Source organism: Kosakonia sp. ML.JS2a (assembly GCF_025642095.1).
Taxonomy (GTDB): Bacteria; Pseudomonadota; Gammaproteobacteria; order Enterobacterales; family Enterobacteriaceae.
The window spans coordinates 3155470-3171132 of sequence record NZ_CP106754.1 but is presented as its reverse complement, the minus strand read 5'-3'; the positions used below and the strand labels follow the sequence as shown (position 1 = coordinate 3171132).

At 53.9% G+C, this 15663-nt stretch carries 14 protein-coding genes; 3 read left to right on the top strand and 11 right to left on the bottom strand.

Annotated features, from left to right (window positions below; all coding sequences use genetic code 11):
• Nucleotides 1–31 precede the first annotated feature (31 nt).
• From phoQ to rluE, 7 genes are all read right to left on the bottom strand, one after another.
• Nucleotides 32–1495, bottom strand: a complete 1464-nt coding sequence (phoQ, locus tag N7922_RS15095) for a two-component system sensor histidine kinase PhoQ (RefSeq protein WP_263097090.1) — start codon at nt 1493–1495, stop codon at nt 32–34.
• A complete protein-coding gene (gene phoP, locus N7922_RS15090; protein ID WP_263097089.1) occupies nt 1492–2166 on the bottom strand; it encodes a two-component system response regulator PhoP in 675 nt (224 codons plus the stop codon). Before phoP ends, phoQ begins: the two co-directional genes overlap by 4 nt.
• Nucleotides 2167–2302: 136 nt before the next feature.
• Nucleotides 2303–3673 (bottom strand): adenylosuccinate lyase, encoded by a 1371-nt coding sequence (gene purB, locus N7922_RS15085; protein ID WP_263097088.1) that lies wholly within the window; start codon nt 3671–3673, stop codon nt 2303–2305.
• Nucleotides 3674–3692: 19 nt separating this feature from the next.
• The gene (gene hflD / locus N7922_RS15080; protein WP_263097087.1) at nt 3693–4322 is read right to left on the bottom strand and encodes a high frequency lysogenization protein HflD; all 630 of its coding nucleotides are present in this window, start codon (nt 4320–4322) and stop codon (nt 3693–3695) included.
• A gap of 72 nt (nt 4323–4394) precedes the next feature.
• Complete coding sequence (mnmA, locus tag N7922_RS15075) at nt 4395–5501, bottom strand: tRNA 2-thiouridine(34) synthase MnmA (protein WP_263097086.1); 1107 nt, start codon at nt 5499–5501, stop codon at nt 4395–4397.
• A gap of 55 nt (nt 5502–5556) precedes the next feature.
• Complete coding sequence (locus N7922_RS15070) at nt 5557–6015, bottom strand: NUDIX domain-containing protein (protein WP_263100922.1); 459 nt, start codon at nt 6013–6015, stop codon at nt 5557–5559.
• 17 nt (nt 6016–6032) lie between these two features.
• Nucleotides 6033–6680: a 23S rRNA pseudouridine(2457) synthase RluE gene (gene rluE, locus N7922_RS15065; RefSeq protein ID WP_263097085.1), complete on the bottom strand. Its 648-nt coding sequence runs from the start codon at nt 6678–6680 to the stop codon at nt 6033–6035.
• 187 nt (nt 6681–6867) lie between these two features.
• On the opposite strand from rluE, the gene icd reads away from it, so the two are divergent.
• Together icd and N7922_RS15055 are read left to right on the top strand one after the other, a co-directional pair.
• Nucleotides 6868–8118, top strand: coding sequence for an NADP-dependent isocitrate dehydrogenase (gene icd / locus N7922_RS15060; protein WP_263097084.1), 1251 nt, complete (start codon nt 6868–6870; stop codon nt 8116–8118).
• Nucleotides 8119–8314: 196 nt separating this feature from the next.
• Entirely contained in the window at nt 8315–8842 is a 528-nt protein-coding gene (locus N7922_RS15055; protein ID WP_263097083.1) for a hypothetical protein, read from the top strand.
• Between the two features lie 86 nt (nt 8843–8928).
• On the opposite strand, the gene N7922_RS15050 is transcribed toward N7922_RS15055, so the two are convergent.
• From N7922_RS15050 to N7922_RS15035, 4 genes are all read right to left on the bottom strand, one after another.
• Nucleotides 8929–9216 (bottom strand): SDR family NAD(P)-dependent oxidoreductase, encoded by a 288-nt coding sequence (locus N7922_RS15050; RefSeq protein ID WP_263097082.1) that lies wholly within the window; start codon nt 9214–9216, stop codon nt 8929–8931.
• Nucleotides 9209–12319, bottom strand: coding sequence for an efflux RND transporter permease subunit (locus N7922_RS15045; protein WP_263097081.1), 3111 nt, complete (start codon nt 12317–12319; stop codon nt 9209–9211). The genes N7922_RS15050 and N7922_RS15045 overlap by 8 nt, the downstream gene beginning before the upstream one ends.
• A complete protein-coding gene (locus N7922_RS15040; RefSeq protein ID WP_263097080.1) occupies nt 12316–13425 on the bottom strand; it encodes an efflux RND transporter periplasmic adaptor subunit in 1110 nt (369 codons plus the stop codon). The genes N7922_RS15045 and N7922_RS15040 overlap by 4 nt, the downstream gene beginning before the upstream one ends.
• A 74-nt stretch (nt 13426–13499) precedes the next feature.
• Nucleotides 13500–14114 (bottom strand): TetR/AcrR family transcriptional regulator, encoded by a 615-nt coding sequence (locus N7922_RS15035; RefSeq protein ID WP_263097079.1) that lies wholly within the window; start codon nt 14112–14114, stop codon nt 13500–13502.
• Between the two features lie 89 nt (nt 14115–14203).
• On the opposite strand from N7922_RS15035, the gene N7922_RS15030 reads away from it, so the two are divergent.
• On the top strand, nt 14204–15661 hold the full coding sequence (locus N7922_RS15030; protein ID WP_263097078.1) for an efflux transporter outer membrane subunit: 1458 nt from the start codon (nt 14204–14206) through the stop codon (nt 15659–15661).
• The last annotated feature ends 2 nt before the right edge of the window (nt 15662–15663 follow it).

Here is a 15663-nt window from a genome sequence, read left to right as displayed (position 1 = left end):
GAATAAAGGATTATAGTAATGCCGATAGCGTTCAGTCGCCAGCGATCGCCGTCTGTTGTCGGCCAAAGATCACTTCCATTTTTGCGCCGCCCAGTAAACTCTCTGCGGTGATTATCTGCCCTTCATACTGGTCGACAATCTCCCGCGCAACGGAAAGCCCGACGCCCTGGCCCGGGCGCAGCGTATCGGCGCGTTGCCCGCGATCAAAGACCACTTCGCGCTTGGCGGCGGGAATGCCGGGACCATCATCTTCAACGATAATATGCAGCGTGTCGTCTGTTTGTTGGGCTGAAATCTCAACAAATTCAAGGCAATATTTGCAGGCGTTATCCAGCAGATTGCCCATCACTTCCATAAAGTCATTTTTCTCGCCAACAAAACTGATTTCCGGCGAGATATCGAGGGTAATATTGACGCCTTTGCGCTGGTAAACCTTGTTGAGCGCCGAGGTCAGGCTGTCGAGCAGCGGCGCAACGGGATGCAGCTCCCGGCTGAGCAGGCCGCTACTGCCGCGCATCGTGGCGCGATGCAGGTAGTAACCAATCTGCTGCGAGATACGGCTGATCTGCTCCAGCATCACCGGTTCGGCATCGGAGACGCTCATCTTCTCGCTGCGTAACGATCGTAACGTGCTCTGCAATACCGCCAGCGGCGTTTTCAGGCTGTGAGTGAGATCGGTGAGCGTGGTGCGGTACTTGTCATAACGATCGCGCTCGCTTTTCAGCAGGCGGTTAAGATTGCGCACCAGGCTGGTCAGCTCGCGGGTGGTCTCCGGATTAAGCTGTTCGCGGTGATGCTCTTCCAGTTCGCGGACTTCACGAGCCAGCGCTTCAATGGGGCGTAAACTCCACCACGCCGCCAGCCACAACAGCGGAACCACCAGTAACAGGTTAGCGGCCAGCACATAGACAAACCAGCTCCACACCATATAAGAGCGTTTCAGCTCAATCGGAATGGTATCGATCACCACAATGGTTAATTGCGGCATACGGTTGGTGGCCGGGTAGATATTGACCGCGACAGAGTGCGTCATCTCAGAACTGCTATCGTCTTCGCGGATCTCTTTCAACTCTTCAGCAATGGAATGGTCGTCATCCACCAGTGTGCTGCTGGCATCAATATCCGCCTCAATTTCATGAAAGCCATTTGTTCGCAGCCAGTCAGGTTCGATACTGTTTTCCAGCCAGGGTACATCACGCTGGGACCAGATAAGTTTGCCGTTCTGGTCGTAGATCAGCGCCATGGTCGGGCTTTGCAGATTGAGATTTTCCGGGATATCAATGCTGAGCCGATTGTTTTCCCATTTTGCCAGCGTATAGAACAGGTTGCTCTCTCCACGCAGCAGACGGAAGGTGGTTTTATCGAAGCTGACGCTGTAACCCACCAGCGCCACCATGCCATACGCGAGGGAGAGCACCATCACCACCGCTGCGGTGGCAAGTAAAAAACGGACCCGCAGGGAAAGCGGCAGGAGATGTCGCAACACGCGCCTCATTTAGGCAATTCGAAGAGATAGCCCTGACCGCGCACCGTGGTGATCACATCTTCCGGATACTGTGTCTGGATTTTTTTGCGTAAACGCCCCATCAGCACATCAATAGTATGGCTCTCGCGTAACTCTGCATCGGGGTAGAGCTGGAGCATTAATGAATCTTTGCTTACCACTTTACCGCTGTTGCGGATCAGCGTTTCCATGATGGTGTATTCGAACGCTGTGAGTTTTATCACATCGTCGTTAATCGACAATTCGCGACGGGAAAGGTCCACCTGAAACGGTGGCATAGAGATCAACTGCGACGCGAGACCGCTGTTGCGGCGCATCAGCGCCTGAATGCGGGCGACCACTTCTTCGATGTGGAACGGTTTGGTCACGTAGTCATCCGCGCCTGCGCTTAACACTTCAACTTTATCCTGCCAGCCTTCACGGGCGGTCAGCACCAGAACGGGCAGGGTGACGTCATGGTTGCGCCAGCGACGGATCAACGACAGCCCATCTTCGTCCGGTAAACCGAGATCGACAATGGCGATATCGGGAATGTGTTCATTAAGAAAGTAATCGGCTTCCCTGGCATCTTCCGCCGCATCCACCTGATGTCCCAGCTCCTGTAGCTGCACCTTTAAATGGTGACGCAGCAGGGCATTGTCCTCCACAACCAGTATGCGCATCGTCAGAACTCTCCTTAATTATTTGATGAATTCAGTCTAACGCTGATTGTGGTGCAGGAGGGATAAACATTTATTAAACCGTAGAAATAAGAAGCCCTCTTTTCCGGGGAAAAGAGGGTGAACGGCCTGCGGTCGATTATTTCAGCTCGTCGACCATGGTGATGGCGCGACCAATATAGTTGGCCGGGGTCATCGCTTTCAGGCGGGTTTTTTCGTCTTCCGGCAGGGCAAGACTGTCGATAAACTGCTTCATGCCTTCCGCGTCAACGCGTTTACCGCGGGTCAGTTCTTTAAGTTTTTCGTAAGGCTTCTCAATGCCGTAGCGGCGCATCACGGTCTGGATCGGCTCCGCCAGCACTTCCCAGTTGTGATCCAGTTCGTCCAGCAGACGATCGCGGTTCACTTCCAGTTTGCTCACGCCTTTCAGCGTTGACTGGTAGGCAATCAGCGCATAACCCACGCCCACGCCGAGGTTACGCAGCACGGTGGAGTCGGTCAGATCGCGCTGCCAGCGGGACACCGGCAGTTTGCTGGCCAGATGCTGCAATACCGCGTTAGAAAGGCCAAGGTTGCCTTCGGAGTTTTCAAAATCGATCGGGTTGACCTTGTGCGGCATGGTGGAAGAACCAATTTCACCTGCAATGGTTTTTTGCTTGAAGTGGTTCAGCGCAACGTAACCCCAGATATCACGGTCAAAATCGATCAGGATGGTGTTGAAACGCGCCATGCAGTCAAACAGCTCGGCAATATAGTCGTGCGGTTCGATCTGCGTGGTGTACGGGTTCCACTGGATCCCCAGGGAAGTGACAAACTCTTCGCTGAACTGGTGCCAGTCCACTTCCGGGTAAGCCGCGATATGGGCGTTATAGTTGCCCACTGCGCCGTTGATTTTGCCGAGGATTTCCACCTGGTTTAACTGACGGAACTGGCGTTCCATACGGTAAGCGACGTTCGCCATCTCTTTACCAATGGTCGACGGCGTGGCGGGCTGACCGTGGGTGCGCGAGAGCAGCGGGATATCGCGATACTGCACCGCCAGCGCTTTTACCGCATCGATAAGCTGGCGCCAGTAGGGCAGGATCACCTCATCACGGGCGGTTTTCAGCATCAGGGCGTGCGAGAGGTTATTGATATCTTCTGAGGTGCAGGCGAAGTGGATAAATTCGGAAACCGCATGCAGCTCAGGGAGCTCCGCCACTTTTTCTTTCAGAAAATATTCGACCGCTTTGACATCATGGTTAGTGGTGCGCTCGATGGTTTTAATGCGAAGCGCGTCTTCTTCACTGAAGTCGCTGACGATTTTATCGAGGAAACCGTTTGCGTGGTCAGCAAAAGCAGGAACTTCCTTGATCGCCGCGTGTGCCGCCAGTTTTTGCAGCCAGCGCACTTCTACCTGGACACGAAATTTCAGCAAACCGTATTCGCTGAAGATCCCGCGCAGCGCGCTGACTTTATCGCCGTAGCGTCCATCGACAGGGGAAACGGCGGTCAGTGAGGATAATTCCATAAGTCACAACTCCGGGAGGTTAACAATGAGCGAGAATGTTTTTGGCCTGGGTCGACAGGCGATTTCGGGACAACATCAATTGCAGGCGACCGCCGCCGACCTGGTGCCAGAGCACCGCAGCGCGGATCCCGGCCAGCAGCGTGGCGCGGACTTTTGCCTGAACCTGCGGGCTTTGCAGCACCGCGGGTGAACCGGTGACCTGAATACGCGGTCCCAGTGGGCTGATGACATCAACATAAATTGCCGCCATGGCGCTGAGCAGCGTGTCTGATTGCAGATCGAAGTGCTCAAGCTGGCGTTGCAAACTGGCGATGCGATTACCGAGCGTATCCATTGCCTGTTTATTACCGGCAAGTTTACGCTCCAGCACCATCATACTTAAGGTATAGCGGGTCAGTTCGGCATTGAGACCCTGGCGGCTGCTGGCATTCAGTACGCCAAGCAGGGTTTCCAGCCCGGTGCGCAGATTGGTTTCGCTGCCGCCAAAGACGCTAAGCGTGGAGTCCGGGTTCAGATCAATCACGCTGTTCAGCGAGACATGCAGTGCGTCGCTGTCACAATGCCCCTGGTGCGCCAGTTGTTGCACCAGACGTGCAGACTGGCAAATGCCAGCCAGCGCCAGGGTAATGTCGTAATAGTTCTTCGCCACACTCACTCCTTTTTTGGCCCGCGTCGCAACCATTGCGCGGGCTTTCGCCAGTCCGGTTTTACTTACTCTGTGTTACAGGGGCAGCGGCAGACGCTGCTCAATAATACCGCCGCCCAGGCACACTTCGCCGCTATAGAAAACAGCGGACTGACCTGGTGTGACGGCCGCAACCGGATTGTCAAAACGCACGTCGATACGATCGGCGTCCAGCACGGTCACGGTACAGGGAATATCTTCCTGACGATAACGGGTTTTCACTGTGCAACGCAGTGTGCCCTGAAGTGGTTCGCGATCCACCCAGTGCAGTTGCTGTGCGATAAGCCCCACGGACATCAGGCGAGGATGCTCATGGCCTTGCGCAACAATCAGGATATTGTTTTCCACGTCTTTATCGACCACATACCACGGCTCTTCGCTGCCCTCTTTGGTCCCGCCGATACCCAGGCCTTTACGCTGACCAAGAGTATGGTACATCAGACCCTGGTGCTCGCCGATCTCTTCACCGTCGACGGTGAGGATTTTACCGGGCTGCGCCGGCAGGTAGCGGCCAAGGAATTCGCGGAATTTACGTTCGCCAATAAAGCAGATGCCGGTAGAGTCTTTTTTCTTCGCGGTTGCCAGGCCCAGTTCTTCGGCGATCTTACGCACTTGCGGTTTTTCCAGTTCGCCGACCGGGAACAGGCTTTGTGCGATCTGCTCGTGACCCAGGGTATACAGGAAGTAGCTCTGATCCTTGTTGCCATCCAGACCGCGCAACAGGCGGCTTTTGCCGTCCACATCGGCGCGGCGCACGTAGTGACCGGTGGCAATATAGTCCGCGCCGAGATCTTCAGCGGCAAACTCAAGGAACGCTTTAAATTTGATCTCTTTGTTGCAGAGAATATCGGGGTTCGGCGTACGCCCGGCTTTGTATTCGGCCAGGAAATGCTCGAAGACGTTGTCCCAGTATTCTGCGGCGAAATTGACGGTGTGCAGCTCGATGCCGAGCTTGTCGCAAACGGCCTGCGCATCGGCCAGATCCGCCGCCGCGGTGCAGTATTCTTCGCCGTCATCCTCTTCCCAGTTCTTCATGAACAGGCCTTCCACCTTATAACCCTGTTGTTGCAACAGGTAAGCGGAAACGGAAGAGTCGACACCGCCGGACATACCGACGATCACTTTTTTTGGGCTATCAGACATAGAATACTCACGACGTAGAACTTCAGGGCGGCGTATTCTATCACGGGCTGGCGACTCAGGCATCCCCTGTAAACGGCCAGTTAAAGGCTGCGATAGTTTCCAGCGGCAAACGCGGGCAGTGCTGATAACAGCGAATGCTTTCCGCAACCAGCGGCGAGCGCAGGTTTGTCGCCGTAAAGATCTCCTCCGCCGTGACCCAATGGCAGCGATCGATATCGCTGTCGTGGGGTTCAGTGGCGCACATTTCGTTAAGCTCGATAGCAAACAAAAAACGCAGGAACGGCGTGCGATCGCGCGCTATCCACTGATGCATTCTGAGAAAGTGCTGCGGTTCGGCGCGAATGCCTGTCTCTTCCCACAGTTCGCGGGCGGCGGCCTGCGCCAGTGTTTCGTCGGCTTCCAGGTGGCCTGCTGGTTGGTTCCACAGGGATTTGCCGCGAATCGTCTCTTCAACCACTAAAAATTTCCCCTGCGCGTGTACGACGCAGGCAACGGTTACGTGGGGTTTCAGCATCATTACTCCCTTAAAAGTTAAGCATCCCGCCATTCACCGTTGGCGAGATTATCCAGCGTGTAAGTCCCCATAGCGTAACGGATAAGCCGCAGAGTAGGGAACCCGACGTGCGCCGTCATTCTCCGCACCTGGCGATTACGCCCTTCGTAGAGGGTGATTTTCAGCCAACTGGTAGGAATAGACTTCCGTTCACGGATTGGCGGGTTACGCGGCCACAACCAGTCTGGTTCATCGACCCGTTCAACACCTGCGGGAAGTGTTGGACCATCGTTCAGGTCAACACCATTACGCAGCGCAGTGATGGCCTCTTCGGTTAGTTCACCTTCAACCTGCACATAATAGATCTTGCCGGTGCGTTTGCCAGGTTGCGTGAGGCGCGCCTGTAACGCGCCATCGTTGGTCAGCACCAGTAATCCTTCGCTGTCGCGGTCAAGCCGCCCGGCGGCGTAAACGCCCTCGACGGGAATAAAATCTTTCAGCGTGCTGCGTCCGGCTTCGTCAGTGAACTGCGGCAAAACATCGTAGGGTTTATTGAATAAAATCACACGTTTTGGCTGGTTTTTCCGTTCGGGTCTGGTGGCTTGTCGTGAGCTGAATCGCTCAACCCGGTGATTTCTAAAAGAAGTTTTATTCATGGTATTTTCAGTGATTATCAATTGCCGCATTATAGCTGAATCACGATTGCCTTTCATGGAACCCAACTATCGGTTAGTATTGATGGGCTCATTACAATTCATTAACAAAAAACGGTTTGCTCTGTGTGATTCACGTAACCGGTGAGCGGACGCAGTCTGAGCGCCCCGGCTTGAAGTCAACGAGCAAAACAACCAGAAGCGCTCGAAGGAGAGGTGAATGGAAAGCAAAGTAGTTGTTCCGGCGGAAGGTAGCAAGATCACCCTGCAAAATGGCAAGCTCAACGTTCCGAATAACCCGATTATCCCGTTCATTGAAGGCGACGGTATCGGTGTTGACGTGACCCCGGCAATGCTGAAAGTGGTTGATGCCGCTGTGGAAAAAGCCTACAAGGGCGAGCGTAAAATTTCCTGGATGGAAATTTACACCGGTGAGAAATCTACCCATGTTTACGGCCAGGATGTCTGGCTGCCGCCTGAAACACTTGATCTGATTCGTGATTACCGTGTTGCCATCAAAGGCCCTCTGACTACGCCGGTTGGCGGTGGTATCCGTTCTCTGAACGTTGCACTGCGTCAGGAGCTGGATCTCTACATCTGCCTGCGTCCGGTACGTTACTACCAGGGCACGCCGAGCCCGGTTAAACACCCTGAACTGACCGATATGGTTATCTTCCGTGAAAACTCGGAAGACATTTACGCCGGTATTGAGTGGAAAGCGGACTCTGCCGATGCGGAAAAAGTGATCAAATTCCTGCGTGAAGAGATGGGCGTGAAGAAAATTCGCTTCCCGGAACATTGCGGTATTGGTATTAAACCGTGTTCCGAAGAAGGCACCAAACGTCTGGTGCGTGCAGCGATTGAATACGCTATCACCAACGATCGCGACTCTGTGACGCTGGTGCACAAAGGCAACATCATGAAGTTCACCGAAGGTGCGTTTAAAGACTGGGGTTACCAGCTGGCGCGCGAAGAGTTTGGTGGTGAGCTTATTGATGGCGGTCCGTGGCAGAAAATCAAAAACCCGAAAACCGGCAAAGAGATCATCATTAAAGATGTGATTGCCGATGCGTTCCTGCAACAGATCCTGCTGCGTCCGGCTGAGTATGACGTTATCGCCTGTATGAACCTGAACGGTGACTACATTTCTGACGCCCTGGCGGCGCAGGTTGGCGGTATTGGTATCGCCCCGGGCGCGAACATCGGTGACGAGTGCGCACTGTTCGAAGCGACCCACGGTACAGCGCCGAAATATGCAGGCCAGGACAAAGTGAATCCGGGTTCCGTGATCCTGTCCGCAGAAATGATGCTGCGTCACATGGGCTGGACTGAAGCGGCTGACCTGATCGTCAAAGGCATGAGCGGCGCGATTAATGCCAAAACCGTGACCTACGATTTCGAACGTCTGATGGAAGGCGCTAAGCTGCTGAAATGCTCAGAGTTTGGCGACGCGATGATCGCGAATATGTAATCAGCCTCGCGGGTTAAACAAGAACGGGAGCCTGATGGTTCCCGTTTTTTACGCCCTCAAAAAATCTTCCCCAAAACTGGATGAACGTCAACACGGAGGTAGGATATACCAACATGTCGGTAAGAAAATATCCTTATTAATAGAGTGAATATATGCGATATAATTTTATTGCAAATAACTTTTTTGGGGATAAATAATGAGATCGGTAATTGCAGGAAGCACGATTATTGGGGCCGCATTGATTCTGGCATCATTTATTAATTCTGGGGAGCTTCGTTTCAAAAATGAACATATCATCCCTGTTGCCGGTGGGGCTGTAAAGTTAGGTGAAGTCTATGACGAGCATCAGATTGTTTCGTTAGTGCTTAATTTCAATGATAAGGCTTTTCCGGATGAGGAGCTGCTCCAACAGGCTAATGCTGGTGATTACAAGGATGCTTTGAAAGGTAAATTGGGTAAATTATCAGACCTTATTAACAGCGGAAATAAAGGCCAGGATAAAGTTACAGCTGAAAATCTGAGCTTAAAAAACCCCGCCAAATTAGAACTAACAGTAGCGGTAAGGTATCGTAGTGAGTATCAACCTTCGTTTACATTAGTTATCAGTAAAAAAACAGTAGACATTCCGGCTAATGCTCCAATTTATAAAACATCTGTAGATTCTCTTGATTCTTTCTTAAAAGAAAAGAAACAAGAGATTGATTCATCGCTCTATCTCAAATAAGCAGACGAAAAAACAAAACCCGCTTCAGCGCTGAGGAATCCCCAGTAATGGGCGGGTGAAAAAAGACAGGCATAGAGTTTTGTGATCTACTCCACAGATGTTTCCTCAACAGCACCAATCAGGGACACACCTGCACTGTTAACCAGGACATCAATCCGTCCGGCTTTGGCTATCACACTTTCAATCGCCACTTGCACCGAATGTTCATCGCGTACATCCATTTCTGTCAGTGCAACGCCATTCAACGGGGACGCGGTGTTGATGTCCCTGACGGTACCAAATACCTGACAACCACTGGCTTTAAAGGCCACGGCTGCCGCTCTGCCAATACCTGATGAAACGCCGGTAATCAGAACGACTTTATGTTCAGACATTTTTTAATCCTTCAGAAGTGGAATGGTTTACCGTTGACGAGGTTGAATCCGGGCTCTTTATCCGGAACCAGATGGCATACATAGCGGGCAGGAACACCAGCGTCATAATGGTCCCACCCAGTGTCCCGCCTATCAGGGTGTAGGCAAGGGCCCCCCAGAACACTGAATGTGTTAACGGGATAAACGCCAGAATGGCCGCCAGCGCCGTGAGCAGTACAGGTCTTGAACGCTGTACTGTTGCCTCAATGACCGCATGAAAGGGGTCAAGCCCTTCCTGCTCATTATGATGAATCTGTCCGATGAGGATCAGCGTGTTACGCATCAAAATCCCTGACAGAGCAATCAGACCAACAAGCGCATTGATGCCAAAGGGCTGGTTGAAGAGCAGTAAGGTCGGCACCACCCCCACAAGTCCCAGAGGCGCGGTCATAAAGACCATCATCATCGCCGACATCGAGCGCACCTGAAGGATAATGATCAGCAGCGTCATGGCTATCATGATCGGGAATAACGGTGCCATCGCTGCGGTGGCTTTCCCGGACTCCTCAATAGAACCAGACTCCTCGATACGATAACCATCCGGTAGCGTCATAATGATGGGCTGAAGCTGCTGCATAATCGCAGTGGAAACATCCGGCGGCTGTAAGGATTCGGCGATATCTCCCCGCACGGTAATGGTTGGCGTACGATCGCGACGGCGCAACACAGGATCTTCCATGCGCACTTCCACCTCGCCAACCTGCGATAAAGGAATACGCTGCCCGGCGGAGCCGATCAGGGTGAAAGCCGCTATTTTTTCAGGATCAAGACGGATATCGCCGGCAGCACGCCCGATAACCTGTACCGAACGGATATCTTCGCGCACAGCGGTGATCGGAACGCCAGAAAGCAGGAACTGAAGCTGCCCGGCGACCGCATTTGATGACAGTCCCACCGCCTGCAGGCGGTCCTGATTCAGGGTGAAATGCAGTGTCGGCACCCGTGATCCCCAGTCAGTATTAACCGTTCTCATCAGCGGGCTGGCCTGCATCAGCGTTTGCACCTTGTCAGCGATGTCACGTAATACGGTCGGATCCGGCCCCGTCACACGGAAGGCAACAGGATAGGGTGAATACGGGCCAAAGACCAGTTGGGTCACGCGAACACGCGCCTCGGGCGCCAGCCCGTCAGCCGCAGCCTGGCGAAGACGAAACTTGAGCGCCTCGCGCGCTTCCTGGCTGTCCGTCAGGACCACAATTTTCGCAAAAGAGGGATCGGGCAGTTCCGGCGCCATGGCGAGATAGAAACGCGGTGAACCCTGCCCGATATAAGCCGTCACGATTTTTGCTTCTTTCTGGTGCTTCAGCCAGTCCTCGATCTTCGTTGCCGCTGCGCTGGTTTGTTCAATGGAGGTACCGTAAGGCATCTGAACTTCCACCAGCACTTCCGGCCGGTCAGACGTCGGGAAAAACTGTTTTTTCACCAGCGCCATGCCGAGAATGGCGACCATCAATATCACAATGACGGAACCTGCAACCCGCCATTTCCGCGCGATGACCCGCGTTAATAATTGACGAAAACGGTTGTAGCGGCGGGTGTTGTAGATAGCAGCATGTCCGCCTTCAACCGTTTTGATGTCTGGCAGCATTTTCACCCCGAGGTAAGGTGTAAACACCACCGCCACCACCCAGGACGCAATCAATGCAATGCCCACAATCCAGAACATATTGCTGGTGTATTCGCCCGCTGTGGATTGCGCAAAACCGTTGGGCATAAAGCCGACGGCCGTCACCAGCGTACCGGCCAGCATGGGCGCAGCAGTGTGGCTCCAGGCATAAGCTGAGGCTTTGATACGGTCGTAGCCTTCCTCCATTTTCACCACCATCATTTCAATGGCAATGATGGCATCGTCCACAAGTAGACCGAGCGCCAGAATAAGCGAACCCAGAGTAATACGGTCGAAATTTTTGCCTGAAGCCGCCATAACCACAAAGACGACAGCCAGCGTCAGCGGCACAGCAGCCGCAACCACCACGCCCACACGCCAGCCCATACTGAGAAAGCAGACCACCATTACCACCAGCAGAGCGACAAAAAACTTAATCATGAACTCGTCTACGGCGGAGCTGATGTTAACTGACTGGTCGGTGACTTTCGTGAATGTCATGCCGAGCGGCATGTCCGCATTGATTCTGCTAGCTTCCTCATCCAGCGCTTTACCCAGCGCCAGACCGTTCCAGCCCTCACGCATCACGATATCCAGCAGGAGTGCAGGCTCGCCCTGATGGCGGACCATGAAGGTAGCCGGATCTTCATAACCACGCTCTACCATCGCCACATCCGAGAGCTTCAGTGTTTTTCCCTGCACCACAACCGGCGTTTCACGAATTTTCTCGAGTTTATCAAACGCGCCATCCAGACGGATCAACACCTGTGGCCCGCTGGTCTCTACTGAGCCTGCAGATGTCAGCACATTCTGACTGTTCAGCGCGGAGAAAATATCCTGCGGAGAAATACCCAGTGTTGCCAGACGGTCATGGGAGAACGAGACAAATATCCGTTCAGCCTGCTCACCGATAATGTTGACCTTCTTCACTCCCGCCACATGGAGAAGACGCTGACGTAGCGACTCCGCATCCCTAACCAGCAGACGCTGTGGCTCTCCTTTTGCCTTGAGTGCAAAGAGCGCAAAGGTAACGTCGGAGAACTCATCATTGATCATTGGCCCCATCACCCCTTCTGGCAGGTTTTTGGCCTCGTCGCTGAGTTTTTTACGTGCCTGATAAAACTCTTCCTGCACCTGAGAGACTGGCGTACTGTCACGCAAAGAGAGCAGGGTGACAGCAAGGCCGGGGCGCGTATACGTCTCACTGCGGTCATACCACTTGAGTTCCTGGAGACGTTTTTCCAGCGGCTCAGCCACCTGGTTTTGCATTTCCTGCGCAGTCGCCCCAGGCCAGGCAGAAATGATGGTCATCTCTTTGACGGTAAACGGCGGATCTTCAGCGCGTCCCAGGGCAAAGAACGAGACAATACCGGCAACAGTAATCAACAGGATGAGAAACAACGTAATTGAACGCTCGCGAACGGCGAGCGCCGAAAGATTGAACCGCCCGCTATTCATGGACGGCTCCCGGTAGCACTATCGTCGCGTTGCTTCGCCAGTCGGACAGTCTCACCGTCATGCAGCAGATGGGCTCCCAGCGCCACAACCTGTTCACCAGGCTTAAGGCTACCGGTTACGCTTGCCGACTCATCCCCCAGGCTTACTACCTGCACGGGCCGCCATGTCACTTTGGCCGGCGTGCCTGAAATGCTCCAGACGCCCGGGCCTTTACCCGCGTCAAAAACGGCGGCTAAAGGCACCTGCAGCAACGGCTGAGATGCTCTGCTCTGCGCAATAGAGATGGTGACAGTGGACCCCAGGGGGGCGCCAGACAATGGGCCGTCGAGCACATACCGTGCCTCAAACGTGCGCGTCAGCGGGTCGGCTGCATCAGAGAGTAACCGTAGTGTCGCGGAAACAGGCTGTTTATCGCTGCCGTACAGAGAAGCTTGTGCCTGGCTTCCTACGGACGGGCGTAACGTCTCAGGTAACTGGACGACCGCTTCGCGCTGCCCGGCTCTGGCAAGCCTGATAACCGGTTGTCCGGCACTGACTACCTGACCCGGTTCAGCGAGCGTATCCACAACCACCCCGTCGACATCAGCCGCCAGGACTGTGTAGCTCATGGCGTTTTGCGCCACATTCGCCTGCGCCTGGGCGGCATTGAGATCAGCCCTGGCCGTATCTGCCGCGGCCTTAATCTGATCGTAAGCGGATGCCGATACGGCTCCGGTAGTGACCAGACCGCGATATCGCGATTCGTCGTCTGCTGTCTGTCGGGCGCGCGCTTTTGCTGCGGCGACAGCCTGTTGCTGAGCCTGAGCCTGCAAGCTCAGATCCACGGGATCCAGACGCATTAATGGCTGGCCACGTTTCACGGTCTGACCGGTATCGACGAGGCGTTCCAGAATTTTGCCTTGCACCCTGAAACCAAGGTCGCTCTGAATTCGTGCAACGACCACGCCCGTGAAAGCGCGGGAATAATCGCTTGCGTTCATCGCAGTTGCAGACCTGACGAGAGGTGGCAGACTGCGAGGATCACTGTTATCGGACGCGTCGCCGCAGGCCACAAGGGCAAACGGCAACAGGCAGACAGCAAAGGTGACAGGTTTAAGCCTGAGCATGGGTACCCTTATTCATTTAACAGGACAGGATCCGCATTCTCAAACTAGTGACCAATTTTGTCAACAGTCACAACTCAGGGTGACAGGCTCCTCAATACCAGCGATGACAACAACACCACATCTGTCGCCGCTGTGGCCAGGTTATCCTGCAACTGCACCGGGCTGACATAAGGTCGAATGACCAGATAAGTGGCTTCCGCAGCTTCATCAAGAGGGGTTTTTCTTTCGAACTCTCCCGCCTGGCGCCCTTCCTGGAGGATTTGCACAATGACTTGCCGCAGGCGTTGCTCATAAATTTCTGTTGAAGGCCATTTCTCACGGGAGGCAACCGCTGCGATGTCGTACAGCTTACGGTCTTCAAAGAATAAATCGCTGCCGGATTCAACCAGGCCTTTGAATAATCGCCTTATTTTTTCAGAAGCGGTCGGCGCATCCGCAATTGCAGCGTTAACAATGTTCATGATCATCGCCAGCCGGTTAGCGCAGATCACTTCACCGATTGCCTGCTTGGAATTAAAAAATTTATAGATGTAGGCCTTTGAAAAGCCTATCGCTTTAGCGAGGTCGGAGACGGTCGTTTTTTCATAACCATAGTGGCCGAAATGTTCAGTGGCAGCCTCAACAATTTGATCGCGGACACTATGATCCGAGGGGCCTCGTAACGGGTTTTCGTTCATATGTTTAGTCATTTTTTCAGCTTAGCTTAATGAAGCCCGATTGACAACGAGTGACCATTTGGTAATGTGGTCACAAATTAAATTCCACTCAAGGGTTATTCATGTTTCCCCTACGTACTCTTGCACTGATAGTCAGTGCCTGCATTCTTGCAGGCTGTACCGTCGGACCAGACTATTCTCGCCCTGAGGCACCCGTTGCGGAACACTATCAGGCGCTATCGCAGCGCAGAGTATCCGAACCCACCCGTGTCGCAACATGGTGGGAGGGCTTCGGCGATCCTCTGTTAAGTCAGTTCGTTTCAGATGCGCTCGCGCAAAACCTCGATCTCGCCCAGGCCTCCGCCAGAATGGTACAGACCCGTGCCGGGCTCGGAGCCGCAACAGCGGCACTGCTACCTTACGGAAGTGTCAGTGGGCAAGCGGCGCGCGCCGGGCAGTCGGTTGAAACACCATTGGGTCAGGTGGTCAGTTCAACGCCGGATTATAATCGCTACGGCAATTCATATGAAACCGATCTCAATGTAAGCTGGGAATTAGATCTCTTTGGCGGCCTGCGTCGTGCTCGTCAGGCTGCACTGGCCGATTACCAGGCTTCGGAGGCGGATGTCGCCGCAACACATCTTGCTGTCGCAGCACAAACTGCGGATATCTATATCACCCTGCGTGGATTACAGACCCGTCTGGATATTGCGAATAAACAGGTCATCACACAACAGCAACTGCTGGAAAAAATTCAGCTGTTGCACAGCAAAGGGCTGGCACCAGAATATCAGGTCTATCAGACAGAAGGTGCACTGGCACAGGTAAAGGCAACAGTACCGGTTCTGAACAACGGGCTTGATGCCGCCATGAATGCGCTGGACGTCATGCTGGGTACGCCTCCCGGGACGCATCGCGCGCAGTTGGCTTCACCGGGGGCTATTCCTCATACACCGGCAATTACCGCAATGGGCACCCCGGCTGACCTGCTTCGCCGCAGACCCGATATTATTGTGGCCGAGCGTCATCTGGCCGCCTCAAGTGCCCGTATCGGTGTTGCTGTCAGCGAGTATTATCCAACGTTTTCCCTTAACGCACTGCTTGGCAGCGCAACGGCAGTGTCAGGCGATAATCTTTTCACTGCGGGTGCCAGCCAGTCTGCAGGTGTGCTGGGATTACGCTGGCGGCTCTTTGACTTTGGTCGAATTAACGCGCAAATAGAACAGGCGAAAGGCCAGGAAGCAGAAGCACTTGCCGCTTATCGTCTGTCAGTATTACGCGCAGCGGAAGACGTTGAAAACGCCTTCTCGGCCCTGGTCAATCGCCAGACGCAGGCAGTTACACTGACCGGCGGTGAAACGGCCCTTGCCAGCGCCCGGCAATCATCTTTCATCGCATTTCAGCAAGGAACGACCAGCCTGATTGACGTACTGCATAACGACGAAACGCTTCTCCAGGCTTCCGATGCAAGAGCGCAGGCGCAGACAGAATCAACCCGTGCAGCAGTGGCGGCATTCAGGGCGTTGGGCGGTGGCTGGCAATCTTCATTACCTGGCGAAATGGCAAATAAACCCGGGTAAAG